This is a genomic window from Pedobacter aquatilis (genome assembly GCF_032678405.1).
Lineage (GTDB): Bacteria > Bacteroidota > Bacteroidia > Sphingobacteriales > Sphingobacteriaceae > Pedobacter > Pedobacter aquatilis_A.
This window is the reverse complement of the sequence record NZ_JAVTSJ010000001.1, coordinates 569,978-596,576: the sequence shown is the minus strand read 5'-3', so window position 1 is coordinate 596,576 and position 26,599 is coordinate 569,978. Positions and strand designations below refer to the sequence as shown.

Below are 26,599 nucleotides of genomic sequence, written 5' to 3'. Positions count from 1 at the left end.
CGAATTCATTTCTTTTTAATGTGCTACCCCAAGTCGGTATGCGCTAAATTTTAGTATATATTTATGCTTCAGGCAATTTCTTTATCAAAGAATTACGGGACGTATTGCGTCCTGAACCAGCTTAACCTAACCGTGAAACCGGGAGAGGTTTATTGTTTGCTCGGCCAGAATGGTGCGGGAAAAACAACCACCATCAACTTATTCCTCGGCTTTATTGAACCCACCTCAGGAAAAATCTTAATAAATGGAGAAGCGGTTTCGGCTACAGATACCAGACGACGGAAGCACCTGGCCTACATTCCTGAAGTGGTAATGCTTTATGGGAACCTTTCGGCAGTTGAAAACCTCGATTATTTTTCAAGGCTTGCCGGATTTGCCTATGCTAAGGAACAACTTGCTCAGTTTTTAAACCAATGTGGTTTACAGGAGCAAGCCCACCACCAGCAGCTGGCAGGTTTTAGTAAGGGGATGCGCCAGAAAGTGGGAATTGCCATTGCCCTGGCCAAAAATGCCAGTACCATTTTAATGGACGAACCAACAAGCGGCCTCGACCCTAAAGCAACAGCTGAATTTTCTGCATTGGTTAAGCAGCTTGCTACCGAAGGAAAATCGATATTAATGGCTACGCATGATATTTTCAATGCCGTAAGCATAGGTACACATATCGGTATCATGAAACAAGGCGAACTCGTGCACACATTTGAAGCCAGTGCGATCAGTGCTGCCGACCTTCAGGAATTGTACTTACAAACCATTTAACACACACACTTAATGAAACCAACGTATCAAGTAAAAACCTTTTTTAAAGCACTGCCTCTGGTGGTGTTATTTTGCCTGCTCTACAGCTTTACCATAGCCCAGGTTAAGGTAAATGGTAAAATTGCCGATACACAAGGCAACGCCGTTAACAAAGCAACCCTTAAGTTCAAAAATGGTAAAGATGTTTTAAATTTCAGCAGCGATTCATCGGGGAATTTCAGCATCATATTACCTAAAGCTGCAGGCTATACCCTTACGGTCAGCGCTGTTGGCTTCCATTCCTATAGCCAGCACTATATTGTTAATAGTGACCTCGATTTAGCCACTATCGTAATCGAAGTTTCTACCGAGTCGCTCCAAACCGTTGAGGTTGTCGGCACCAATGGGAAAAAGTATTATGGTAACTATTCCTTTTCGGCAACTAAAATCGCATCCTTGAATAAAAATATCCCACAATCTATTTCTTCCATATCGAAAGAACTGATTGCCGACAGACAGGCCGCCGTGCTTGCTGATGCCGTTAAAAACGTAACCAGTGTATCGCAAAGCAGTTATTATAATCAGTTTTCCATACGGGGGATTAATCAGAATGAGGAAGGGGCAATTATTAATGGCATGCGTACCCGGCAGTATTATTTTAATCAGCCTTTAACCAATAACCTGGAAAGGATAGAAGTGATTAAAGGCCCTGCAAGCGCTACCTTTTCGAGCGTAGACCCGGGTGGTAGCATTAACCTGGTAACGAAAAAGCCTTTAGATCAGGATCGGAAAGTTGTGAGCATTTCGGGCGGAAGCTTTGGAACTGTGAGGGGAGCACTTGACTTTACTGGCCCTATGAATCCGGAGAAAACTTTACTCTACAGGCTGAACATCGGTTATGAAGACAGTAAAAGTTTCAGAGACCTTCAGTACCGTAAAGGTTATATGATTGCGCCTTCATTTTCCTATATCCCCAACGACCGTACCAGCTTAAATGTGGAAGTGGTGGTGAACAACAGTAATTCGAGGCTCGATAGGGGGCAGGCCATATTTGGTGCGGTAGCCGGTCAAACAGATTTAAACAGCACGCCCATAAGCTTTAATATGGGGGCAAGCAACGACCGTTTTAACAGCCAGGACCTGATGCTGATGACCAATTTTTCGCATCGCATTAGCAAAGACATATCCTTCAATTTGGCCTATATGAAACAAAACTGGAATGAAGATTTACAGGAACACCGCACAAACAATGCTTTTGCTGTAGATGAAAACAATGCCCCGATCAGAACCCTTGCCGGTATGATTGCTGTTCAGCGCCAACAAAAATGGAGCACTGATAACCTGAGCAGCTACCTGGCCATTGATGCAAAAACATTGGGGATAAGCCATAAATTAATTGTAGGTTATGACAGGATCACGACACAAAAACTAAGGGGTGGAGGAACAAATACCGCACAGGGTTATCGCCTTAAAGACGGAACAGTAACGGCGAGGTACGATGTAACTAAAAAGGACCTCTACCAGTTCAGGGTAGTTAATGGGGTAAATGCACCAGTTCCCAATGTAGATCATTTTAACCTTGCAAATCCGAGTTATACACTTAAAAATCTGAATGATTATATCTTCACAAAGGCCGAAATTCCGCCGGCATATTACCTGGTAAACGGCATATACCTTCAGGATCAGCTTAAATACGATAAATTAACATTAACCGTTGGTTTACGGCAGGAATGGTATGCCGATTACAGTAATTACAAACTCGAAAGCCAGAAAGAAATCAATCAGCATAAGCTCTTACCAAGGGTTGGACTTACTTATACCGTAAACAAAAACATTAATGTATACGGTACCTACCTGCAAGGTTATCAGCCGCAAGGCAATACTTCTACATTGGTGATTGTACCGCCACCTGCAGGTACAAATTTTAAGCCCCTTGAAAGTGATTTAAAGGAGTTTGGGGCTAAATCGGAATGGTTTAACGGAAAGCTAATGCTTAACCTGGCCTTTTTTGAGATTAACCAGAAAAACCTGCTGATGAATGCCAACGATCCCCTTGATGTAAACCGGCTTATTGAGCGGGGTGCGCAACGGAGCAGGGGAATTGAAGTCGAATCATCGGGCTTTATAAGGCCTAACTGGCAGTTTAATGCCGGCTACAGTTACGTAGATGCAATTATAAGGGATGATTTTAATCCGGCACTTATTGGCGAAATGGTACAGAATACACCAAAGCATAGTGCAAGTATCTGGACACGCTATAATTTACAGTCGCGGGCGTTAAAAGGTATCGGTTTTGGTGCCGGTGTACAATATAGTGGCAACAAGCTTCCGCTGTACATTCGCGATTTTGTATTGCCCGCCTACACCATTTCAGATGCAGCCATTTATTATTCACCTGCCGGCAGTAAAGTTCAGCTTTCGATGAATGTAAATAACATCCTAAATAAAACTTATTGGGTTGGCGCACAGAATTACCTGCGTTTATTCCCAGGTACACCAAGAAATGTAATGTTTAACGTAACCTATAACATCTAATGGCAAATATTCTTTTCACGATAGCCAGACAAGGTTATAAAGCGGCCTTTACGAACAAGGCAACCCTGTCGCTGAGTATTCTGCTCGGGTTTGCTTTGTGCCTGGCTACTTATGTTGGCTGGCAAAACTATAAAACGCAAAATAACCAGCGTCTTGAATATAAAAAACTTGTCCGGGAGCAATGGCTCGCTAAACCGGACAAGCATCCGCACCGCATGGCACATTATGGCTACCTGGCTTTCCGCGAGAAACATGAGCTGAGCTTTTTTGATTTTGGAATAGAAAGTTTCGCGGGGGTATCTATATTCCTGGAAGCGCATAAGCAAAACAGCGTTAATTTCAGTGAGGCAGGTTTTTCTAATGGGATGCTCCGCTTTGGCGAAATCAGCATAGCCATGGTACTTCAGCTCCTTGTCCCTTTACTTTTGATTTTTCTGGGCTACAACAGTATTTCTGCCGAGCGGGAATCGGGTACTTTAAAAATACTGCTTTGCCAGGAGGTAAGCTGGCCAAAATTGCTCTGGGGTAAAACCTTAGGCATAAGTGGTGTTTGTCTTTCAGTATTTATTCCCTTAATTATACTTACCACCTTGCTATGGGCATCGTTAAGCAACTGGCAAATCAGTTTCGATTCGACCCTAAGGCTACTTTTACTGGTGCTGGCATACAGTACTTATTTCTTTGTTATTGCAGCGCTAACCGTTCTGGTTTCTGCTTTTCAACGCAGCTCCAAATCGGCTTTGGTTGTGCTGCTTTCAGGCTGGATATTTTTCATTGTGATTATGCCAAGGCTTACGCAGGCAATCGGGACGAAACTGCATCCTACACCATCAAAAATTGAATTTGCTGCGGCTATTGCTACGGATATCCATAAGCAAGGCGATAGCCATGATCCTAATGATGCACACTATGCGGCTATTAAAGATTCACTCCTGCGTAAATACGGCGTAGCCGATGTAAAGCAATTGCCTTTTAACTATGGCGGGTATATTATGGCAGAAGGAGAGAAGATAACTTCCGCAATCTACAGCCAGCACCAGCAGGCCTTAAACAAGCGTTTTGAAAAACAAAACAGCCTTACGGCCTATGCCGCCTTATTCAATCTGTACTTGGCGCTTAAGCAGCTTTCGATGGCGCTTACTGCTTCAGATTTTAAAACCTATGTGGATTTCCAACAACAGGCCGAAACTTACCGTTATCAGCTGGCGCAGAAAATGAATAAGTTACAGATTGATAAAATCAGCAATATTACACCTGCTGAGCATGAAAAACCACTGGCAATCAGTAAGGCCAATTGGGCAGAACAACCAGATTTTAACTATCGTTTTAAATTTCTTGGCAATATTATCTCCGGTGAAGTTTTATCACTGGTTTCACTTTCACTGTGGTGCCTGGCAATGGTGCTGTTTCTTCAATATGCCGCAAGGTGGATTAAAATTATATAAATCATGAATAAAAGTTATTTAACACTCGAGTTTAAGTTGTTTTTCAGGAATACGGCCTCATGGATCGGCATCCTTGTGCTACTCCTTACCGGCTTTACCGGACTGTATTTTGGCAAAAAAATTATCGAAAAACAGCATGACGTTATTAAAACCGCATCGGTTTTACAAAGGGTAAATACAAGCAATAATATAGCACATTTTGGTAAAGATGCCGGTCTTTTCTTTTATCATAATAAATTCTCACTGGCCAACAAACCTACTGTATGGGCTGGAATTGCCAACGGACAAAGAGATGTAAATCCTTACCTGATTTCGGTAACAATGCTCGGATTGGAAGGGCAATTGTATGATACAGATATTGCCAATCCGGTTAGTTTACTTTTTGGTAATATTGATTTAAACTTTGTTTTTTTGTTTGTATTCCCCCTGGTGATCATCGCTTTTACCTATAATTTACTTTCTGAGCAAAAGGAGAGTGGTTTGTGGCCAGTTCTAAGGGCGCAAACAAATCAGTTATTTAAGTTGGTATGGCTGAAATTTCTGGTCAGACTTCTGACTGTCTATGCAGTTGCAGTTATTCTGTTAATTATTAGCTTTTATTACATGGAGCTGCCATTTGATGATAAATTTATCTATTTCTGTGCATTAATTGTTCTATATCTCGCCTTTTGGTTTGCAATGGCTTTTTTGCTGATCGCTCTTGGGAAGTCTTCCAGTTTCAATGCCTCGGCCTTTGTTGCGCTCTGGGTACTGATTTGTATTGTAATCCCGGCCTCCCTAAATCTTTATGTTACGCAACGTTATCCAATGCCCGAAGCATTGGCACATGTGATTAAGCAAAGGGAGGGTTATCACGAAAAATGGGATATGGATAAACAGGTAACCATGAAACCCTTTTTTAAACATTATCCCGTTCTGGCGAAATATCCTTTTCCTGAAGAGAAGAGTTTTAGCTGGTTCTGGTATTATGGTATGCAGCAAATGGGTGATGATCAGGCGATGGACAGCCGGTTGGCGATGGAACAGAAACTGGCTTCGAGGCAGGGTTTTACAAATCTTATTGCACTGTTTTTTCCAACAATACAACTGCAGCTTGGTGTAAATGAGCTTGCCGGTACCGATTTAGCAAATCATTTGAAATTTCAGCAGGCTGTTAGAAATTATCATGAGCAGTTAAGGTTACATTTTTATCCTGCAATCTTTCTGAATCAGGAGGTGATTAAAACAGACATCAAAAAAACTAAACTGCGCATGTTTAATCCCCAAACAAACATCATCCCTTACGGAAGACTTGTATCGTTATTTGTGATGACATTAATCCTTTCGCTTATATCGGTGCTGAAATTTAAATCAGGTAGATATCGCTTAAACCCTTAGCTATCCGAATCATTGCCATTGGTTTTATTTCTTTAAACCAATGGCAATTTTTTACAGAGGAATTTAAATGATTTTCAGTCTTTCCTCTTCCAGATCAATCTGGTACAATTGCTGCCTGATGATTTCCTCATTAATGGTTGGATCTTTATTCAGCTCGGTAAGGTAATTGCGCTGGCTTTCGAGCAGCTCGATAAACACAGTTTTTGTTTTATCGTTCATCCAGCTGTCATCAGTCGCCTTTGAGCGTTCTTCCCATTGCTTGAGTATTTTTTCGATGCCTGCATGGCCTTGTAATTCGTTTTCATACCTGGTTTTTAGCACTTCATAAACATGTTGCTTCAAGCCTTGCTTCATTTTCTGACGGGAAGTTACTTCACTGTCTTCGTTTAAAATGCTATCGAAAATATGTGTACTTCTAATCAGGTAAGGCAAGGTTAAACCTTGTATTAACAGGGTAAGGAGAATAACCATGAAGGTAATGAAAAGGATAAGATTCCGATGAGGAAATGCAATGCCATTTCCTAAAGTAACCGGAATGGACAAGGCTGCTGCGAGTGAAACCACACCTCGCATGCCAGTCCATCCGAGCATGAGCGGCATCATCCAGCGTCTTTTCACTGACGATGCAGGCGGCCTTACGCTGGGTCTGAATATGGTGGTAGCAATTAGAGCGGCGTATGAACTAATCATCCTCGCCCCGATAAGTACCGCCGTAACTAATACACCATAACCAATGGCGGTTTGTAATGGAATTCCTTCTTCGCGTATGCCCGCAACTATTTCGGGCAGGTCGAGACCGATAACAAGAAATACGATACCATTGAGGATAAAAACAAAGCTTTCCCAAACGCTATAGCCCCTGATACGGCTTGCGCTGTTCAGGAAGATCAGGCGTTGCGATGACATGTAAAGACCTCCGCTAACAACGGCCATTACACCCGAGCTGTGCAGCTGTTCAGCCACCCAATACATAAAATAAGGCTCGATGAGTGTGAGTGCAATATCGGATGGTGCATCTGTTGGCAGGCGTTTATGCGCCTGAACAAATAACCAAGCCAGTAATAATCCGATTGCTGCACCACCAACTACCATCCATACAAAGCTGCCTGCCGCTTCCTGCCAGATGAACTGACCTGTGCCAACAGCTACAAGGGCGAAGCGGAAAATGATTAAGGAAGATGCGTCGTTAAGCAGGCTTTCACCTTCTAAAATAGCTGAAGTTGATTTTGGGATTTTAACAAATTTCATGATTGCCCCGGTGCTTACCGCATCTGGCGGCGATACAATTCCACCTAATAAAAAACCAATGGCAATAGTGAACCCAGGGATGTAATAGTTGGTAATCAGTGCTACCGAAAGGGCAGTAAAGAACACCACCAGGAATGCAAAGCTCCCAATAATACGCCACCATTTCTTCATTTCTTTGAAAGATATTGTCCAGGAAGCCTCGAATAGCAAGGGCGGCAGAAAGATGAAAAAGATGAGGTCGGGATCTATTTTAACCATTGGTAAACCGGGTATAAAACTGACCAGCAATCCGGCAACAACAAGTAAAATAGGGTAGGCGATTTTAAGCTTGGTTGCCCACATGTTCAGGAGTACAATGGCGGCAATCATGGCCAGGAAAAATGGTAGAAGTGTGTGCATAAACGGTAGACCAAAGTGTTTTGGCTGCTTAAAAATATAAAATTTTCAAAGTAATGCTAAAAAAATAAGGTTGGTGCTTTGTGTAATATTTATGTTTTTATGAATGGGTTAACATAAATTTAACATGCCGCATTTACTTTTGACCGCAAGGAAAGATTGAAGAAAATTTTTATCTTTTATCTGGAATTATAAGCATACAAACTAACAGCATAACCATCCTGTAATGATAAAGTATTTATTCATTTTATTAAGCGCTTGTTGCATTGGCACTGCCTGTGCACAGCAGCCTGGCCCAACGGGTAAGGGCAAACAAATTCTATTGCCTAACGGCTGGAAACTTAGTCCGGCTGGACAGTCTATTCAGCTGGGCGATTTACCGTTAAATATGCAGCTGAGCGCTTCAGGAAAATACGTTGCGGTTACTAATAATGGTCAAAGTACGCAAACTGTTCAGCTTATTGATACGAAGACTTCGCAGGTACTGGATGAACAGGTATTAAAAAAATCATGGTACGGACTGGCATTCAGTAAAGATGAAAAGCATCTGTATGTTTCGGGTGGGAATGATAATATTATCCTGAATTTCAGCATTAAAGCAAATAAACTTGCATCAAGTGATACCATCAAACTTGGCGAAGTTTGGCCTAAGGGAAAAATAAGCCCTGCAGGCATCGCTGTAAATAAAGATAATAACAGGTTATTTACGGTAACCAAAGAAGATAGCAGTCTTTACATCGTTAATCCGGTAGAAAAGAAAATTCTAAAAAAGATTCAGCTGCCGGCAATTGCTTACAGCTGTGTGCTTTCGCCCGATGAAAGCCGTTTATACATATCGCTTTGGGGTGGCAGGGCCATCGCGATTGTTAATCTTGCCGATGAAAAAATTACCAGCCTTATTCCGGTTGGCGACCATCCCAACGAGTTATTGCTGAATAAAAAAGGGAATTACCTTTTTGTTGCCAATGCCAATGATAATACGGTTTCGGTAATTAATACCATAAGCAATAAAGTTATTGAAACCATTGCCACAACACTTTATGCTACACAACTTACGGGTTCTACAACCAACGGTTTAGCCTTAAGTGCCAATGAAAAAACATTGTACATAGCCAACGCTGATAATAATTGCCTTGCCGTTTTTGATGTAAGCAAACCTGGCACAAGCCAGAGCCAGGGTTTTATTCCCGTAGGCTGGTACCCAACCAGTGTAAAGGTTGCCGGTACTAAGATTCTGATTACAAATGGAAAGGGAAATACATCAATGGCAAATCCGCAAGGCCCTCAACCCATATCAAAAGCCGATAACAGTGGCTATCAGATGGGAAGTACAGCAAACAATAAACTACAATACATTGCAGGCTTATTTAAAGGTACCTTATCATTTATTGATGTGCCAAAACCTGAGCAGCTGAAGATCTACACCAGCCAGGTTTATGCCAATACACCATTTACTGATAAGCGGGCAATAACGGCAGATGGGGAAGAAGGTAATCCGATTCCGAGGAAGCAGGGCGAAAAATCACCTATTAAACATGTCTTCTATATTATCAAAGAGAACAGGACATACGACCAGGTACTTGGCGATGTAACAAAAGGTAACGGTGACTCGAGCCTGACCCTTTTCGGAAGAAAGATTACCCCGAATCAACATGCCTTTGCCGAGAATTATGTATTGCTGGATAACTTTTATGTTGATGCGGAAGTTAGCGCCGACGGGCATAACTGGAGTATGGCGGCCTATGCTACCGATGTGGTTGAGAAAACCTGGCCTACCAGTTATGGGGCACGCGGTGGAACAACAAATTATGAAGGTGGCCGACCGGTAACTTATCCGAAAGGCGGATTTATATGGGATTACTGCCAACGGGCAGGTATTTCTTATCGCAGTTATGGCGAGTTTGGCGATTACGGCAAGGCTAATATTAAATCGTTGCAAGGACACATGTGCCCGAATTCGCCAGGTTTTGATATGGATATCCCTGACCAGGTAAGGGCAGATGCCTGGATTAAAGATTTTGATTCCTTGCTTATTGCCAATGCGGTACCGCAATTCAGTACGTTAAGGGTGTCGAACGATCATACCAGCGGACAGAAAAAAGGAAAAGTTTCACCACAATCGGCAGTAGCCGATAACGATCTTGCAGTGGGCAGAATACTGGATAAGCTTTCACACAGTCCGGTATGGAAAGAATCGGTGGTATTTATTCTGGAAGATGATGCACAAAATGGCCCTGACCACGTGGATGCACACCGTTCGCCAGCCTATGTTGTGGGGCCGTATGTAAAAAGGAATAAAGCAGTACATACCATGTATTCAACTTCAGGTTTTTTAAGGACTATGGAATTGATATTAGGTTTACCTCCAATGAGCCAGTATGATGCGGCAGCGGTTCCTTTATTTGAGTGTTTTACCAATAAACCTGATTTTACACCGTACAACGTAATTAAACCTTTAATCAACCTTGATAATAGAAATGTGGCTGTTAATGAGAGCAGCAGACGTTCTGAGCTTTTCAATTTTGCAAAAGAAGATTCAGCTCCTGACCTGGATTTAAATGAGGTGATCTGGAAATCGGTAAAAGGTGAAAATTCTGTAATGCCGGCACCAAAGCGAAGTGCCTTTGTAATTCTGGAGAAAAAGAAAAAGGATGATGACGACTAATCTCATCAAAAAAGCAATCTAAAAAGATAAAAGCGGATATGTCTGACAGAAGATTTTTTATAAAAAGTGGCTTAGCTTCAGTCGTAATGACCGGGCTGGCACCTGTAATGGCAGCAGCACAGGAGCTGCAGCAACCAATTGGTTTAAGTGATAAAAAAACCAAACTGCGTTTTGCAATTGCATCTGATGGCCATTATGGTCAGCCTGGAACTGATTTTAAAAAGGATCATGAAAATATAGTGCGCTGGCTGAATGAGGCACATGAAACGACACCGCTTGATTTTGTTATCATAAATGGTGATTTGGTTCACGACAGACCGGAATTGCTGACTGAGGTGAAGAAAAATTATTACAACAGACTGAAAGTTCCTTTTTATGCCATTCCAGGAAATCACGATCATGCAGATGCCGCAATATGGAAATCAGTTTTTGGATATGAAGATAATTTTTCCTTCGAAAAGAATGGGATTGGCTTTGTCTTGGCCAATACTTCAGATACCAAAGGAACATACCTGTGTCCGGATAATAAGTTTTTAAAGCAGGCTTTTGAGAAGTTTAAGGCCCTTGAAACGGTCTTTGTAGTTCTTCACATTCCACCGCATTTCTGGGTGCCTGAAAGTCCTTTTGTGGAGTGTGCTGATACCATTAATTTATTGCACCAATATTCAAATATCAAAGCTGTTTTTCACGGCCACGACCATAGTTTAGATTCGGTTTTTTACACCAATAAACTTCCACATTTCTTCGATTCTCATATTGGTGGCAATTGGGGAACGGCTTATAAAGGTTACCGAATTGTAGAAGTCTCCGCTGAAAACAAAATTTCTACCTACCAGGTTAATGCAAGCCAGAATCCGGTTTTAAATGAAGTAAAGCTTTAGCTTATTTTTTAAATACACTGATGATTTTTTTAGTGAGCGTAATCAGGAATAGAGCCAGAAAGCCCCCAGCTAAACCAAAAGCAAGCTCTTTTACCGTAGAATTTAACGATGGAAAGAGGTGGTGCATGTATTCGATGTTATGGGTGAAAATTCCACCGGCAACGAGTATCAGTGCAATGGTGCCGACTACGGCTAAAACTCGGATAATTATCGGTAGGGCTTTTACGAGTAGATTGCCCAAAGCATTTAAAAAACCTTTGTTCTTAGCATGCTTCATCAGTTTAAAACCGGTATCGTCCATCCTGACAATAAGTGCAACGATGCCGTAAACTCCAATTGTAGCCAATAATGCAACAATGGATACTGTTACAATCTGCACGGTAATGCTTTCGGTAAGTACTGTGCCTAATGCAATGATTACAATTTCCACAGAAAGGATAAAATCAGTTGTTACCGCCGATTTAACTTTTGCTTTTTCTGCATCATCATCTTTCTTGATTACTTCTGTAGCAGTTGGTGCCGCTTCTGAACGATGAAAAAGGTATTCGAAAATTTTTTCAGCGCCTTCGTAAGCCAGGTAAAAACCGCCAAGTATCAATATTAATTTTATCGCAATAGGAAAAAAGGCATTGAGGAGTAATGCAATCGGTACAATTATCAGCTTATTGACGAGTGAACCTTTAGTAATTGCCCATAATACCGGTAGTTCTCGTGAAGAAAGAAAGCCGGTAGCCTTTTCAGCATTAACAGCAAGATCGTCGCCCAGTATTCCTGCGGTTTTTCTTGTGGCTACCTTTGCGGTAACTGCCACATCATCCATTAAAGCGGCTATATCATCTAAAATCGCAAAAAAACCTGAGGCCATATTCTTATCTGTATCTGTGGCCGCAAATTATGAATTCAGTTTTAATTCATATCTATAATCTGTGATAAATATTTGTTATTTCCATCCAAATTATTTCAGTTTACTTTAAGCTGATGCTTATTATCTATATATTCTTAGGAAATAATTTCAGTTTGTTTTCCTTATCTTAGGTTTATGAAAAAGTTTTCCCTGTTTATCTTCTTTTCTGTTTTATTTAGTGCGGTTTTTGGTCAGCAAACACAAAAACCAATGTTGTACGGTAACAGCTGGATGGCCATTACTGGTAAACCGATGGCAGCAACAGCCGGAGCTATGATTTTTCAGCAAGGCGGCAATGCCGTTGATGCTGCCTTTGCGATGCTGGCGGCAACCTGTACCATGTGGGATACCTTAAGCTGGGGTGGCGAAACACAGGCACTGATTTATAATCCTAAAACAAAACAGGTAATTGCAATAAATGCGATGGGCGTTGCGCCAACAGGTGCCACGGTCGATTTTTTTAAAAGTAAGGGCTATAACTTTCCACCTGAATACGGTCCATTGGCTGCAACAACACCGGGTACACCTGGGGGCTTGATTTTCATGTTAAGCAAGTATGGTAGCATGAGCCTGAAACAGGTGCTGGCACCTGCAATGCATATGGCTGCAGGTTATGCTATCGAGGCACAGGCTGCAAACAGTATGGAACGGGATAAAGAACTTATTAAAACCTGGCCCTATAGCAAGAAAGTTTTTCTTACCCATCCCGGCGAAAAACGTGAGGCACCTGAAGGCGGTGAGATTTTCGTTCAGAAAGATTTACTGGCTACTTTAAGCAAAATGGTTGAGGCAGAGCAGGCTGCATTAAAAAAAGGGAAATCGAGAGGAGATGCTTTGATGGCTGCTTACGACAGGTTTTATAAAGGCGATATTGCCGAAGAGTTTGTAAGGGGGAGCAAGGAACAAGGTGGCTTGATTACCATGGCTGATTTAGCGAAATGGAAACCTGTTGAGGAAAAGCCACTAACTACCAACTACAAAGGCATTGACGTTTATAAATTACAGCAATGGACACAAGGCCCCGTTTTGCTTCAGGCCTTAAATATCCTTGAGAATTTCGATCTGAAAGGCATGGGTTATAACAGTCCGAAATATATCCATACTTTATACCAGGCGATGAATTTATCTTTTGCTGATCGCGATTTTTATTATGGCGACCCTGCACAAGGGCCTGAAGAACCTATGAAAGGTTTACTGAATAAAGACTATGCAAAACAAAGGGCGGCGTTAATTGATGCCAATAAAAATAATGAGAAGATTGGCCCTGGTGATCCTTATCCTTTTGAAGGAAAAAATAATCCTTACCTGAACTTATTAAAAAGCAGGGGATATGAAATAGATACCACCAAACGCAATTTTGCTCCCAAGCATGATTTAGGTAATAACACCCCAAAGGAATTATACGAAGACAGATTGTGGAGGGGAACTACCTCGATAGAAGCTGCCGACAAAGAGGGCTGGGTAGTATCGGTTACGCCAAGTGGTGGCTGGTTACCCGCCTGCATAGCAGGGAATACGGGCATAGGCATGAGCCAGAGAATGCAGAGCTTTGTACTTGATTCTACACTCAATCCGTTTAACGTGGTGGCTCCGGGCAAACGACCAAGGGTTACACTTTCGCCTTCATTGTTTTTAAAGGATGGTAAACCTTATGTTTCGGCTGCAGTGCAGGGAGGTGATACACAGGACCAAAACCTGCTGCAGTTCTTTTTAAATATGGCCGAATTTGGAATGACCGTTCAAAAAGCTACGGAAGCTGCCAATTTTAATACGAATCAGTTATGGCTTTCGCTAGGTGGTACGAAAACCAGCGACAGGGAACCAAAAGCTGGACAGCTATTGCTGAATACCAATACGAAAGATAATGTGCGCACAGAACTACAAAAGATGGGCTACCGTTTGAGTTTCTCAGAACGTACCAGCGGACCGATTAATGCAATTTATTTCGATTGGAAGCACGGTAGTTTCTGGGGCGGATCGAGTAACCATGGCGAGGATTACGGCATCGGATGGTAGCTTCTTCTTTCCGCTAAAGCATTATCAGTTCTTACCATAATTGCAAGAATCGACGAAGCATTACCCGCCATGAGGATAAACTATGTTTACTGAACCTGCTTCAGGTAATCGCTGATTAATTTTTTAACTTCATGTTCTGAAGATTGTTTAATCCGGTTGGTAAGTTTATGCTGTGAAGAATTATACTTTTCGATAAAGGTTGCTTCAGTTTCGCTGAACTTAAGATAACCCTGCTCGAAGTACCATTCTTCGATTTCAGCTGACGAATCCATTGAACGAAACCAGAGTTTTACAAAAGAAGAAGATTGTTTTTCGAGTAATAACCAATGAAATATTTCATCTACTTTGGCATCTTCAGGTAAATCTAAGCGCTTAATTTCAGTGATTAGTAATTCGGTATTTTCAAAAAGGTAGAGGATTTTATAGCTTGAACTCATTGGCGGCAAAATTAACACCTACCATCCAAAAACCGGAAATCATGTTTTCAACAATTCAACTCATTTTTCAACGTGTCGCCTATTTATCACCTTTCTGATTTCGTTAACAATAAGTTGTGGTTCGCTTGCCTGAGTCACATGTCCGCTTTTTTCTGCCTTAACCAACCAGCTATTGGTTGATAGTTTTAAAAAATCTTCCTGTAACCTGGACACTAAATCCTGGTATTCTTCTCTGATCACTTCATCACTAATACCTTTGGTACGAATTGATGATGTTCCTGTTATTACAGCAAAAGGAATATTACCATAGTTATTATATTGTTCAGCTTCCTCAAAATTTACCTTATCATTTTTAGCTTCTTTCATCGTTTCATTAAATGAGAGATAAAAAAACCTTTTTTGCTGAATATTAATCGGGTGCTTGGCTGGTACTTCAGGCGGGAAACCTACATAAGAAAAAATTAACCGATATAAACCTGTATTCATCAAAAATTTAATAAGCCAAACCGGCGGAACAGAAACAGATTTTAATAATTTTTCTGATGCCATTTTCATCTGGAGGGGATGTGCAGCGTCAACGAAAACAATCCCACCAATGTTGTGTTCATTTTTCTTTATAAACCTGCGAAGATATATGCCGCCCATAGAATGTCCAACCACGACATAAGGTTTCGGGCAGGCGGTTTTTTCAAGTAATTCGCTTAAATCATTATTTACCGACTCATTAGTGAGCAGGCTGTTTGATGGCTCGCTCAAAGTAACTCCGGCACGATTATATGAAATTGTAACAGCGTTTTGAGCAAGACTATCCTGTATTGCTTTCCAAATCGTTAAATCGCTACCCAAGCCAGATTCGAATACCACAGTACAGTTTCCAATACCCTTTTTCAGGTATTGCAGCTTGTGCTTATTTACCTCCATAAAAGTCTGGTTTTTCTTCAATTCTTCAAATTGTTTCCTGCGTAATATCTGTTCTAAAATAAAACCAAACAATAGCAAGACTCCTAGCGCTGAAATGATATATATAAGTGTTTTCATAAATGAATATTATTAGCTTAAGTACCTACACAAAGTACCTATTTAAACTTAAAAATTGCAAGTTATTTTGAATCATTCTAAATAATATTTGTGCAGATTTGCTTGTAGCTACCTAAAAGTGATTTTCATCATTTTATTTAGTAATCGTTGTCTGGCATTCTGTAAAGTACCTTTAATAGGTTTGCGATGTTAAAAATATTCAATTTATGTCGCACACCTTTCACATTCCCGTATTAGGCCTTGGTTATTCGATAGATACGCCCCTAAAAGTATCCCGTTATGGCATATCTTCGGTTTTATCAATTGTTGATGATGAGCTGATCGAGCGTATGCGAGCTTATCATACACAAAAGGCGATGCTGAAGTTTATTCCCATTGCCAAATCAGAAACGGATTATCGTAGTAAAAGAATTACGGCTTACTTAAACTTTCTTAACCATCAGATTAACCAGCAATTTTCGGACTTGAAACAACAACCATTTATTGGGGGAAGCGATATCTGCCGGTATTTTGATCTGTTGCCTGATGCCTCTCCCTTAAAACAAGGTTACGATTTAATGCTCGATTATCCTGAAGGGAAAAGCAGGGAAGCATTTCAGGAACGCTTACGGAAATCGATGAGTCTGGGCGCTGTTGATGTAAATATCATGGCCAAAGTTGATAAAATGAATTATGTTAACAATGAATACTCGGGTGATGTAAATACTGATGCCCTGGCGGCATTAAGAGGATTTGCACAAAGTGATTTAAACGCATCGGTTATTCTGTCGGCAGGAATGAACCCTAAATTATACAGCTATCTGGAAAGCTTTAAAGACTTTTTCCCTGATGCAGAGGGTAAACTCAAAAAAAGAATTATTTTAAAAGTAAGCGATTTTCGCTCAGCCTTAATCCAGGCAAAGTTTCTGGCCAAAAAAGGTTTATGGGTTTCAGAGTTCAGGATTGAATCGGGTTTAAATTGTGGCGGACATGCATTTGCTACCGAAGGTTATTTGCTTGGCCCGATACTGGAAGAATTTAAGAACAGGAAAATTGCGATGTACGATGAACTTTTTCAGCTTTATCAGGGGGCAATAGTTCAAAAAGATATCGAGATTAAGGTAAAACCTAAACAAAGGGTCAGCGTTCAGGGCGGCATTGGTACTGCATCAGAGAATGATTTTCTACGCATGTATTATGGTGTTGACGGAACAGGCTGGGGAAGCCCTTTTTTACTGGTTCCCGAGGCGACAAATGTAGATGCAGAAACACTGGCTCAATTAACTGCTGCACAGGAAAACGATTACTATTTAAGTTCGGTTTCGCCATTGGGTATTCAGTTTAATAATTTCAGAAACAGCAGTATTGAAAAACAAAGGAAAGAGCGGATAGAAAAAGGCAGGCCTGGCAGTCCGTGTACTAAAAAATACCTTTGCAATAATACCGATTTTACCGAACAGGCCATTTGCACCGCTTCCAGAGAATACCAGCACCTTAAAATTAAAGCACTTAAAACTGGCGGGCTTTCTGAACAGGAATACCAAAGGCAGTTTGATACAGTTACCGAAAAAGTTTGCCTTTGCGAAGGTTTATGTGCTTCAGCCTATTTAAAATATGGCATCAGTAAAGCAAAAGAAAGTAAGGCCGTAGCCATTTGTCCGGGGCCGAACCTGGCTTATTTTTCGGATGTATATTCGCTCGATGAAATGGTAGGTCATATTTACGGTAAGCTTGATTTACTTGCTGAAGTGGAACGTCCTCATTTCTTTATCAAAGAGCTGAATCTGTATATCGATTATTTACAAAATGATTTACAGCAGCATCTTCAGGATTTTAGCGATAAAAAGAGAAAACAATTAAACAACTTTAAACAACAGTTAGCTACCGGTATAAACTACTATAAAAACCTTTTCAGCGAAATGGCCGGACAGGCTTCTGAACAGTTAAAGGCACTTGCGGTTTCAGAAATTAAGCTCAATAACATCCTTGTCGATTAACAAAGCTATAAGGATATCTTTCTATATTTACAGACATATAACTTAATTGATGGATAGGTCGAAATTTTTAGATGCGATTATAGAAAATGCTATTGACGGGATTATAACCATCGATGATAAAGGCATTATAGAACATTTGAACCCTGCAGCGCTAACACTTTTTGGCTATACCAAACAAGAACTTGTAGGCAAAAATGTTTCGGTATTAATGCCCCAGCCAGATAAGGCCAGGCATGATGGTTACATTCACAATTACGACAAAACGGGTGAAAAACATATTATCGGGATAGGAAGAGAGGTACATGGGCAACGTAAAGATGGTTCTGTTTTTCCTTTTCGTTTAGGCGTTAGTGAAGTGAAATTTACCGACCGTAAAATCTACACGGGTTTTATCCACGATTTGAGTAAGGAAAAGGCAAGTGAAGAACAGATTAAAACCTACACCGAAAAGCTGGAAGTAAAAATTAAAGAACGTACCCGCGATTTGGTTAAACTGGTTTCGGAACTTGAAACAGCGAAAGAAAATATGCGTGCTTTATTTCAGAAGGAAAAGGAATTAAACCAGTTAAAAACCAGGTTTGTATCTATGGCATCGCATGAGTTCAGAACACCTTTGAGTTCCATTCAGTTATCTGCCTCGTTAATTGATAAGTATACTTCAAAAAATGATGTAAGTAGCGTTGAAAAACATACTTCGAAAATAAAAAATTCGATAAATAACCTGACGACCATTCTTAACGATTTTCTTTCCCTCGAGAAACTTGAGGCGGGTAAAGTAGAAGCTTCTGCACAGTTGTTCAACATCATCAGCTTTGCTGAAGAAATAACGGAAGAAATGCAGCTAATGACCAAACAGAACCAGCATATCATTTATGAGCATAGGGGTATTACCGCCGATGTTTACATCGATCCGAATTTGCTCCGTAACTGTATCATTAACCTGATTTCGAATGCCGTGAAATATTCGGGAGAAGATACTTTAATTCAGTTTAATACCAATTTATCAGCTGATAAACTGGTGCTTGAAGTAAAAGATAATGGTATTGGTATTCCTGATAATGATCAGAATAATCTTTTTGAACCTTTTTTCAGGGCACACAATACAGGCGATATCCCTGGAACGGGACTAGGTTTAAACATTGTTAAACGTTATGTTGCGCTAATGGGCGGAACTGTTTATTGCCAGAGCGAACAAAATAACGGAACAACATTTACCTTAACATTTAACCAAGGCAGCCAGTTAAAAAATTAGCACATGAACAGAAAAGTTTTAGTTATTGAAGATAACGATGATATCCGTGAAGGTACAGCAGAGGTTTTGGAGCTTGCAGGTTACCAGGCTATCACAGCAAAAAATGGTAAGGCAGGTGTTGAACTTGCCTTGCAACATATACCAGACATTATTTTATGCGACATCATGATGCCCGAGCTGGATGGCTACGGCGTGCTTTATCTGTTAAACAAAAACCCGAAAACAGCTTCCATTCCTTTTATCTTTATTACGGCTAAAACAGAACGGGCTGATATGCGCAAAGGTATGGAAATGGGCGCTGATGATTACCTGACCAAACCTTTTGATGATATAGAACTTTTCAAAGCCATAGAAAGCAGGTTTAAAAAGAAAAATGCTGCAGCAGGCTTTGGTGCATCAGGCGCCAGCCTTGAAATGATACTCGAAGAACTCCGCCAAAAAGGGAAAAACAAACAAATCGATCGCAAACAAATTCTTTACGTGGAGGGAGATGAACCTGCATATTTATATTATATACTAAAAGGGCAGGTTAAAACTTATAAGCGATTTAAAGATGGCCGTGAGCTGTCGTCGTCGCTCTATAACGATGGGGAATTCTTTGGTTATGAAAGCATCTGTAGTGGTGAAGTTTATGCAGACAGCGCAGCTACCCTGGTAGATAGTGAAATTATTCAGGTTACAAAAACTGACTTCATGCAGTATTTGCTAAGCCATCAGGCCGTTTCTAAAAAGTTTATCGATTTATTATCGGGTAATGTTCGCGATAAAGGCAAACAGATGCTTCAACTTGCTTATTCATCAGTTCGCAAAAGGGTTGCTGAAGCATTGCTTCAGGTTGCTGCTAAATTTGGTACAGGTAATGATGATAGCTGTACCATTAAAATCTCCAGAGATGATCTCGCTGCATTGGTAGGTACAGCCAGCGAAACCGTAAGCCGCATGCTTGCCGATTTTAAGGAAGAAAAGTTAATCGATAAGAGTGGCAATGCAATTAATATCCTTTCTATAGAGAAACTCCGGAACGTTAAACAATAAACAACAGTTTGTGATAACAATCACTTTTTTGTCTAAGTAACCTCACCGAAGCACAATTTCAGGGGCTTTAGTTTTGTATACATAAAACTTGTATATGAAAGTTATAGCTTATAATATTAAACCCGACGAAAAGGAATGGCTGGTTCTGGCAAATTATAAAAAGCACGATATTACCATAATTGCCAATAGTTTAACTATTGATACGCTTCCTTTTGCAACAGGCAAAGAAGCCCTTTTGGTATTTAATAATGATGTGCTTAATGCTGATATTATTAAGGGGCTAAAAGCACTGGGCATAAAATATATCGCCACTTCATCTTATCAAACCAACCATCTAGATTTAAAGGCAGCAGGAGCTGCGGGGATAAAAGTTGCCAATGTTCCCTTAACTGATGCAGACCATCAACCGGATCTGCGGATGGAACAGGTGATTAAAAACCTCGACCAATGGGCTGCCGGTAAATGCGTTGGCAAAGCCTGTTGTTGCCAGAATAACTGTGGTGTTACTAAAAATTTGAAATAATGGATACTGCAGACCTGTTGAAAAAATACAATGTTGCAGCACCAAGGTATACCAGCTACCCAACGGTTCCGTACTGGGAAACGGAAAATTTTACTGCTGCAGAATGGATAAAAGCTGTTCAATACACCTACACTAAATCGGCTGCTGATGGAATAAGTCTGTATATACACTTACCTTTCTGCGAAAGTTTATGTACGTATTGCGGCTGTAACACCCGCATCACTAAAAATCATGCTGTTGAAAAACCATATATCGAAGCTGTTTTAAAAGAGTGGGGAATGTATGTTACACTTTTGGGCGATAAACCCAAAATAAAGGAATTGCATCTGGGTGGGGGCACACCAACGTTTTTCAGTCCGGAACACCTGTCGCTACTCATCGAAGGCATATTTGCCAAAGCTGAACTGGCAGCGGGTGCAGCGTTATCTTTTGAAGCACATCCTGCAAATACAACAAACCAGCACCTTAAAATACTCTATAACTTAGGCTTCAGGAGATTGAGCCTTGGGATACAGGATTTTAATGCTAAAGTGCAATTGATGATTAACCGTTTTCAAACACCTGAGCAGGTATTCGAGGTTACCAACAAGGCAAGAAAAATCGGCTATGATTCTGTTAATTTCGATTTAATTTATGGCTTACCTATGCAAACCATCGAAGGTTTACGTGAAACCATAAATGAAGTGATTTACATGCAGCCCGACCGTATTGCTTTTTACAGCTATGCGCACGTGCCCTGGCTAAAGCCTGGTCAGCGGCATTATACCGAGGCGGATTTGCCAGTTGGCGATGCGAAGTTCTTACTTTACCGAACAGGCCGTGACCTGCTACTCAATTGTGGATACGAAGATGTAGGGATGGACCATTTCGCTCTGAGAACCGACAGTCTTTTCCAGGCAAGTCAGGCTAAAAAACTACATCGCAATTTTATGGGCTATACCCAACAGCATACACAATTGCTCATTGGTTTAGGTGTTTCATCGATAAGCGATAGCTGGACTGCTTTCGCACAGAATCCAAAAACGGTAGATATTTACCTGCAAAAAATTGAAGACGGGTTGTTACCGGTAGAAAAAGGACATCTTCTTACAGAGGAAGACTTAAGTATCAGAAAGCATATTCTGAATATGATGTGCCTTGGCGAAACAAGATTTGCTGATGATATTCCGGAACACGTGTATCAGCGGTTGGTTCCATTTCTTGAAGACAAACTTATTCTGTCAGATCACCAATCAATACGCGCCACCGAAAAGGGTAAATCATTCATCAGAAATGTATGCATGGCCTTTGATGAAAAGTTATGGATGAAAAAGCCCGATACACAGATTTTCAGTTCTTCAATATAAACCATTTCAATATGGAAAACCAAAAAAAAGCGATTTTAAGTAAAGTATGTTATCACTGTGGAGAAGATTTACCAGCACTAAAATACCAGTTTGATGATAAGGGTTTCTGCTGCGCCGGCTGTAAAGGGGTTTATAAAATCTTATCAGAAAATAACCTTTGTAATTACTATTCTTACAATGACAGCCCCGGACAGCGTTTTAATAACGATAACCGGTTGGAGTACCTTGATGAGGAAGCTATCATTAATCAGTTAATTGATTACCGGCAAGGTGCATCCAGTATCGTCACTTTTTATATTCCGGCTATTCATTGCAGTTCATGCATCTGGCTGCTGGAACATCTGTATAAAATAAACGAAGCCATTTTCAGTTCTCGGATTGATTTCCTTAAGAAGCAGGTAACCATAAATTTTAATCACGAAGAAATTTCATTAAGGCAACTGGTAGAAACGCTTGTTAATATAGGCTATGAACCATTAATCAGTTTACAGGACATTGTTAAAGAACAGAAAAATTCAGATAACAAAGCATTGGTCTTAAAAATTGCGGTTGCCGGATTCCTCATGGGCAATGTAATGCTATTCAGTTTTCCGGAGTATTTTGGTTTATCGGGCTTGGAAAAACAATTTCAGCACTTGTTTGGCTGGTTAAACCTGGCCTGCGTTATTCCGGCTACTTTTTATTGCGGTCGCGATTATTTTGTATCAGCCATAACAAGCCTAAAACATAAGCACATTAATCTTGATACACCGCTTGCACTTATTATCGCAGTGCTCTTTTTAAGAACGGCTTTTGAAGTATTATTTTACGCAGGTCCTGGTTTTGCCGATACACTTACCGGGCTTGTCTTTCTATTGTTAATGGGTAAATGGCTAAGACAGCGAACTTATCATCATATTTCGTTCGACAGGGATTACCGTTCTTACTTTCCAATCGCGGTTACTGTAATTAAGGAAGGAAAGGAAAAACCATTAGCCATAAATGAAGTAAAAACAGGCGACCGGTTGTGGATTAGAAATGGAGAGCTGGTTCCTGCTGATGCCATTTTAATGAAAGGTGATGCTCGGATGGATATGAGTTTTGTTACTGGTGAATCTGAGCCGGTAAATAAGGTTTTGGGCGAAATTATTTATGCCGGGGGAAGGCAAACAGGTGAGGCTATCGAACTTGAAGTGATTAAGCCCGTATCGCAAAGTTATCTCACCGGTTTATGGAACAACGAAAATTATGTGGCAAACCATGCAAAGGAAACCTTTAATGATCGTGTGGCTAAATATTTCAGCCTTGGTGTTTTTATCATTGCTTTTTCAGCTGCCGGATACTGGTTTTTTTCCGGAGATACTCATCGGGCATGGTCGGCTTTCACCGCGGTAATTATTGTGGCTTGTCCCTGTGTTTTGGCCTTGAGTACACCTTTTACTTTATCGGCTATACTTTCCGTATTTGATAAACAAGGCTTTTATGTGAAGAATACTGATGCAGTAGAGGCGCTTGCAAAGTGCGATACTATTGTGTTCGATAAAACGGGAACCTTAACCAGCAGCGAACAGGCTGATATCATCTTTCACGGAACACTTACTTATCCACAGAAAATTTTAATCAGTTCGCTGATGCGAAATTCTACGCACCCGATGAGCCGTCATATTCTGAAATATTTGAATGCCGATAAATTCTATACCGTTCAAAATTATTTGGAAACACCAGGTAAAGGGCTTAGCGGAATCATAAATGGGCGTAATATTTTTGCCGGAAATCTGACTTTGTTACCAACTGAACTTAGCAAAGTTGATGGGAGCGGTGTTCATATTGTTATTGGTGGCGATTACCTCGGGTATTTTTCAGTTCAACAGCAATGGCGGCCCAATTTACAAAAGTTAATTTCCCAGCTTAAAAATAAGTTTAGCCTTTATGTTTTATCGGGTGATACCGACAAGGATGAAGAAAAGTTAAAAGCAATTTTTCCTCCTAACACCAGGATCAGCTTCAGGCAGCGCCCACATGAAAAGCTTAGTACAGTACTGTCTTTACAACAAAACGACCAAAAAGTAATAATGCTTGGTGATGGACTTAATGATGCAGGCGCATTGAAGCAGAGTAACTTTGGTATTGCCATAACAGATAACATTAACAATTTTACGCCAGGTTGCGATGCCATTTTAAAGGGCAGTTCGCTCAATTTTTTGCCGGCGTTTATCCGGCAGGCGAAAGACGGCTTAAAAATAATTAAAACCAGTTTTGCCATTGCTACGGCTTACAACTGTATCGGTATTTACTATGCTGTTCAGGGAGCGTTATATCCCTTAATTGCTGCGGTTTTAATGCCGGTTAGTACCATCACAATTATCTGTTTCACCACATTCACTACAGGGTTCTTCGCCCGTAAAAATAAATTGAAATGAACATTCTTTATTTTCTTGTTTGCTGTAGTTTACTGATGGCACTAATATTTCTTGCCGCCTTTTTCTGGGCATCAAAAACCGGGCAACACGATGATGTTTACACACCAGGTGTAAGAATTCTTTTTGATGATGAAGCTGAAACCGAAAAAAGTGAAAAAGATCACTTTTCGAGCTAAGCGCTGTCATCATTTACCACTTCCGCTCACAATACCTTTGACTCATCAAACGAACAAAACTTTCTATAGATTATGCAGTTAGAAAAATTTACTTACGACAACAAAATAGTTCGAAATTTTGGAATCGCTACACTTGTATGGGGCATTATCGGCATGACCGTTGGCTTACTTGCCGCCATGCAGCTCTTTAAGCCCGCTATGAACATGGGTAATCAATATACCACTTTTGGTAGAATAAGGCCATTACATACCAATGCTGTAATATTTGCTTTTGTTGGAAATGCCATTTTTATGGGTGTTTATTACTCCTTACAACGTCTGCTAAAAGCAAGAATGTTTAGCGATATTTTGAGTAAAATCCATTTCTGGGGTTGGCAGTTGATTATTGTTGCGGCGGCCATCACCTTACCATTGGGTTTTACAACATCGCATGAGTATGCAGAATTAGAATGGCCCATAGATATTGCCATTACTGTTATTTGGGTTGTATTTGGCATTAATATGTTCGGTACAATTTTCAAAAGGAGGGAACGTCATTTATACGTTGCCATCTGGTTCTATATTGCAACCTTTGTAACCATTGCCGTTCTGCATATTGTTAATTCGTTCGAGTTACCTATTTCATTTCTGAAAAGTTATTATGTATATGCAGGTGTTCAGGATGCGCTGGTACAATGGTGGTATGGACACAATGCCGTTGCATTTTTCCTGACTACTCCTTACCTGGGTATGATGTATTATTTCCTTCCTAAAATGGCTGGTCGCCCGGTATATTCTTATAAATTAAGTATCCTGCATTTCTGGTCGCTGATTTTCATTTACATCTGGGCAGGCCCTCACCATTTACTGTATACCTCTTTACCAGGCTGGGCACAATCGTTGGGTGTTGCCTTTTCAATTATGTTGATAGCACCGAGCTGGGGAGGTATGATTAATGGCTTACTTACTTTAAGGGGAGCCTGGGATAAAGTTAGGGAAGATGTTACCCTTAAATTTATGGTGGTTGCCCTAACGGCCTATGGCATGGCAACTTTCGAAGGACCAATGCTATCGCTGAAACAGATCAACGGTGTGGCCCACTTTACCGATTGGATCGTAGCTCACGTTCACGTAGGAGCCTTAGGATGGAATGGTTTCCTAACCTTTGGAGTGATGTACTGGTTGATACCACGATTGTATAAAACACAACTTTACTCTAAAAAATTAGCCGGTTTTCATTTCTGGATTGGCACCCTAGGGATTTTGTTTTATGCTATTCCAATGTACTGGGCAGGTTTTACACAAGGTTTAATGTGGAAAGAGTTTACGCCTGAAGGTTTGCTTAAATACCCGAATTTTCTTGCTACTACGCTGCAGATTATTCCGATGCATGTTTTACGCTCCATAGGTGGCGCACTTTACCTGACCGGGGTAATCGTAATGAGCTATAACCTGGCAAAAACAATGCTTGGCGCAAAACTAATTGCCAACGAACCTGCTGAGGCCAGGGCATTGGAAAAAACAGTTGTTGATAGTTCGCCTGCAGATAAAGCATGGCACAGAGTGCTGGAGCGCAAACCAATGAAATTTATGGTTTTCTCATTGATTATTATTCTCATCGGTGGGATGGTAGAAATGATGCCAACCTTTACCATTCAATCGAATGTACCAACCATTACAAGTGTTAAACCTTACTCAGCACTCGAATTGCAGGGAAGGGATTTGTATATCAGAGAAGGTTGTGTAAACTGCCATTCGCAGACTGTAAGACCCTTCCGTTCGGAGACTGAACGTTATGGTGAATACAGTAAAGCTGGTGAATTTGTTTACGATCACCCCTTTTTATGGGGAAGTAAAAGAACCGGGCCTGATTTACATCGTGTTGGAGGAAAATATTCTGATGCATGGCATTATAACCATTTGCTCGACCCAACTTCAATGTCGCCAGGTAGTATAATGCCACCATACCCATGGCTCATTGAACAGAAACTTGATAGGTCTACAACACCGGCAAAAATCAGGGCTATGCAATCGCTCGGGGTTCCTTATCCCGAAGGTTATGCTTTAAAAGCAAATGTCGACCTGGAAATACAAGCCGAAAAGATTGCGCTGGATTTAAAACAGAACAATATCAAAGTAAAAAGCGACAGAGAAATCGTGGCGATCATCGCTTACCTGCAACGATTAGGGACTGATATCAAAGCTAATAAAGAAACTATTCCTTCAAATTAAT

The 26,599-nt window shown here is 40.7% G+C and carries 19 protein-coding genes; 15 read left to right on the top strand and 4 right to left on the bottom strand.

Translation table 11 applies throughout. The features are described 5' to 3' along the window. The first annotated feature begins 63 nt into the window (after positions 1–63). Genes R2R71_RS02530 through R2R71_RS02515 form a run of 4 tightly spaced genes read left to right on the top strand, consistent with a single transcriptional unit; the run spans position 64 to position 6,095 of the window. Positions 64–759, top strand: coding sequence for an ABC transporter ATP-binding protein (locus R2R71_RS02530; protein ID WP_316829670.1), 696 nt, complete (start codon positions 64–66; stop codon positions 757–759). Positions 760–771: 12 nt separating this feature from the next. Further along, positions 772–3,273 (top strand): TonB-dependent siderophore receptor, encoded by a 2,502-nt coding sequence (locus tag R2R71_RS02525; RefSeq protein ID WP_316829669.1) that lies wholly within the window; start codon positions 772–774, stop codon positions 3,271–3,273. Next, entirely contained in the window at positions 3,273–4,718 is a 1,446-nt protein-coding gene (locus R2R71_RS02520; RefSeq protein WP_316829668.1) for a DUF3526 domain-containing protein, read from the top strand. Before R2R71_RS02525 ends, R2R71_RS02520 begins: the two co-directional genes overlap by 1 nt. A gap of 3 nt (positions 4,719–4,721) precedes the next feature. Beyond that, complete coding sequence (locus tag R2R71_RS02515) at positions 4,722–6,095, top strand: DUF3526 domain-containing protein (RefSeq protein ID WP_316829667.1); 1,374 nt, start codon at positions 4,722–4,724, stop codon at positions 6,093–6,095. A 63-nt stretch (positions 6,096–6,158) separates the two neighbouring features. On the opposite strand, the gene R2R71_RS02510 is transcribed toward R2R71_RS02515, so the two are convergent. Beyond that, entirely contained in the window at positions 6,159–7,742 is a 1,584-nt protein-coding gene (locus R2R71_RS02510; RefSeq protein WP_316829666.1) for a Na+/H+ antiporter, read from the bottom strand. A 223-nt stretch (positions 7,743–7,965) separates the two neighbouring features. Here R2R71_RS02510 and R2R71_RS02505 point away from each other — a divergent pair, with 223 nt between their 5' ends. Next, positions 7,966–10,404, top strand: a complete 2,439-nt coding sequence (locus tag R2R71_RS02505) for a bifunctional YncE family protein/alkaline phosphatase family protein (protein WP_316829665.1) — start codon at positions 7,966–7,968, stop codon at positions 10,402–10,404. 38 nt (positions 10,405–10,442) lie between these two features. Beyond that, the gene (locus R2R71_RS02500; protein WP_316829664.1) at positions 10,443–11,285 is read left to right on the top strand and encodes a metallophosphoesterase; all 843 of its coding nucleotides are present in this window, start codon (positions 10,443–10,445) and stop codon (positions 11,283–11,285) included. A gap of 1 nt (position 11,286) precedes the next feature. Here R2R71_RS02500 and R2R71_RS02495 read toward each other — a convergent pair whose 3' ends face one another. Next, positions 11,287–12,150 carry a DUF808 domain-containing protein gene (locus R2R71_RS02495; protein ID WP_316829663.1) on the bottom strand — a complete coding sequence of 288 codons (864 nt, stop codon included), beginning with the start codon at positions 12,148–12,150 and terminating at the stop codon, positions 11,287–11,289. A 174-nt stretch (positions 12,151–12,324) separates the two neighbouring features. On the opposite strand from R2R71_RS02495, the gene R2R71_RS02490 reads away from it, so the two are divergent. Then, entirely contained in the window at positions 12,325–14,205 is a 1,881-nt protein-coding gene (locus R2R71_RS02490) for a gamma-glutamyltransferase family protein (RefSeq protein ID WP_316829662.1), read from the top strand. A gap of 86 nt (positions 14,206–14,291) precedes the next feature. Here R2R71_RS02490 and R2R71_RS02485 read toward each other — a convergent pair whose 3' ends face one another. Continuing rightward, positions 14,292–14,642 carry a hypothetical protein gene (locus tag R2R71_RS02485; RefSeq protein WP_316829661.1) on the bottom strand — a complete coding sequence of 117 codons (351 nt, stop codon included), beginning with the start codon at positions 14,640–14,642 and terminating at the stop codon, positions 14,292–14,294. Between the two features lie 60 nt (positions 14,643–14,702). Beyond that, positions 14,703–15,680, bottom strand: coding sequence for an alpha/beta hydrolase (locus R2R71_RS02480; protein WP_316829660.1), 978 nt, complete (start codon positions 15,678–15,680; stop codon positions 14,703–14,705). Between the two features lie 206 nt (positions 15,681–15,886). Here R2R71_RS02480 and R2R71_RS02475 point away from each other — a divergent pair, with 206 nt between their 5' ends. The 8 genes from R2R71_RS02475 to ccoN all read left to right on the top strand — a co-directional run bounded on the left by R2R71_RS02475 (position 15,887) and on the right by ccoN (position 26,598). Beyond that, positions 15,887–17,656 carry a hypothetical protein gene (locus R2R71_RS02475; protein WP_316829659.1) on the top strand — a complete coding sequence of 590 codons (1,770 nt, stop codon included), beginning with the start codon at positions 15,887–15,889 and terminating at the stop codon, positions 17,654–17,656. Positions 17,657–17,705: 49 nt separating this feature from the next. Further along, positions 17,706–18,908 carry a PAS domain-containing sensor histidine kinase gene (locus R2R71_RS02470; RefSeq protein WP_316829658.1) on the top strand — a complete coding sequence of 401 codons (1,203 nt, stop codon included), beginning with the start codon at positions 17,706–17,708 and terminating at the stop codon, positions 18,906–18,908. A gap of 3 nt (positions 18,909–18,911) precedes the next feature. Continuing rightward, complete coding sequence (locus R2R71_RS02465) at positions 18,912–19,943, top strand: response regulator (RefSeq protein ID WP_316829657.1); 1,032 nt, start codon at positions 18,912–18,914, stop codon at positions 19,941–19,943. Between the two features lie 94 nt (positions 19,944–20,037). Continuing rightward, positions 20,038–20,466 (top strand): lactate dehydrogenase, encoded by a 429-nt coding sequence (locus tag R2R71_RS02460; RefSeq protein ID WP_316829656.1) that lies wholly within the window; start codon positions 20,038–20,040, stop codon positions 20,464–20,466. Beyond that, positions 20,466–21,812: an oxygen-independent coproporphyrinogen III oxidase gene (hemN, locus tag R2R71_RS02455; RefSeq protein WP_316829655.1), complete on the top strand. Its 1,347-nt coding sequence runs from the start codon at positions 20,466–20,468 to the stop codon at positions 21,810–21,812. The genes R2R71_RS02460 and hemN overlap by 1 nt, the downstream gene beginning before the upstream one ends. Before the next feature lie 11 nt (positions 21,813–21,823). Continuing rightward, on the top strand, positions 21,824–24,211 hold the full coding sequence (locus R2R71_RS02450) for a heavy metal translocating P-type ATPase (protein WP_316829654.1): 2,388 nt from the start codon (positions 21,824–21,826) through the stop codon (positions 24,209–24,211). Then, on the top strand, positions 24,208–24,387 hold the full coding sequence (ccoS, locus tag R2R71_RS02445; protein WP_316829653.1) for a cbb3-type cytochrome oxidase assembly protein CcoS: 180 nt from the start codon (positions 24,208–24,210) through the stop codon (positions 24,385–24,387). Before R2R71_RS02450 ends, ccoS begins: the two co-directional genes overlap by 4 nt. Positions 24,388–24,459: 72 nt before the next feature. Then, positions 24,460–26,598, top strand: a complete 2,139-nt coding sequence (gene ccoN, locus R2R71_RS02440) for a cytochrome-c oxidase, cbb3-type subunit I (protein ID WP_316829652.1) — start codon at positions 24,460–24,462, stop codon at positions 26,596–26,598. Position 26,599: the final 1 nt, after the last annotated feature.

Coding starts and splice junctions, on each gene's coding strand:
- R2R71_RS02500 (WP_316829664.1), top strand. CDS start 10,443: ATGTCTGACAGAAGATTTTTTATAAAAAGTGGCTTAGCTTCAGTCGTA.
- R2R71_RS02465 (WP_316829657.1), top strand. CDS start 18,912: ATGAACAGAAAAGTTTTAGTTATTGAAGATAACGATGATATCCGTGAA.
- ccoN (WP_316829652.1), top strand. CDS start 24,460: ATGCAGTTAGAAAAATTTACTTACGACAACAAAATAGTTCGAAATTTT.
- R2R71_RS02470 (WP_316829658.1), top strand. CDS start 17,706: ATGGATAGGTCGAAATTTTTAGATGCGATTATAGAAAATGCTATTGAC.
- R2R71_RS02480 (WP_316829660.1), bottom strand. CDS start 15,680: ATGAAAACACTTATATATATCATTTCAGCGCTAGGAGTCTTGCTATTG.
- R2R71_RS02450 (WP_316829654.1), top strand. CDS start 21,824: ATGGAAAACCAAAAAAAAGCGATTTTAAGTAAAGTATGTTATCACTGT.
- R2R71_RS02515 (WP_316829667.1), top strand. CDS start 4,722: ATGAATAAAAGTTATTTAACACTCGAGTTTAAGTTGTTTTTCAGGAAT.
- ccoS (WP_316829653.1), top strand. CDS start 24,208: ATGAACATTCTTTATTTTCTTGTTTGCTGTAGTTTACTGATGGCACTA.
- R2R71_RS02525 (WP_316829669.1), top strand. CDS start 772: ATGAAACCAACGTATCAAGTAAAAACCTTTTTTAAAGCACTGCCTCTG.
- R2R71_RS02475 (WP_316829659.1), top strand. CDS start 15,887: ATGTCGCACACCTTTCACATTCCCGTATTAGGCCTTGGTTATTCGATA.
- R2R71_RS02505 (WP_316829665.1), top strand. CDS start 7,966: ATGATAAAGTATTTATTCATTTTATTAAGCGCTTGTTGCATTGGCACT.
- R2R71_RS02490 (WP_316829662.1), top strand. CDS start 12,325: ATGAAAAAGTTTTCCCTGTTTATCTTCTTTTCTGTTTTATTTAGTGCG.
- R2R71_RS02495 (WP_316829663.1), bottom strand. CDS start 12,150: ATGGCCTCAGGTTTTTTTGCGATTTTAGATGATATAGCCGCTTTAATG.
- R2R71_RS02520 (WP_316829668.1), top strand. CDS start 3,273: ATGGCAAATATTCTTTTCACGATAGCCAGACAAGGTTATAAAGCGGCC.
- hemN (WP_316829655.1), top strand. CDS start 20,466: ATGGATACTGCAGACCTGTTGAAAAAATACAATGTTGCAGCACCAAGG.
- R2R71_RS02485 (WP_316829661.1), bottom strand. CDS start 14,642: ATGAGTTCAAGCTATAAAATCCTCTACCTTTTTGAAAATACCGAATTA.
- R2R71_RS02510 (WP_316829666.1), bottom strand. CDS start 7,742: ATGCACACACTTCTACCATTTTTCCTGGCCATGATTGCCGCCATTGTA.
- R2R71_RS02460 (WP_316829656.1), top strand. CDS start 20,038: ATGAAAGTTATAGCTTATAATATTAAACCCGACGAAAAGGAATGGCTG.
- R2R71_RS02530 (WP_316829670.1), top strand. CDS start 64: ATGCTTCAGGCAATTTCTTTATCAAAGAATTACGGGACGTATTGCGTC.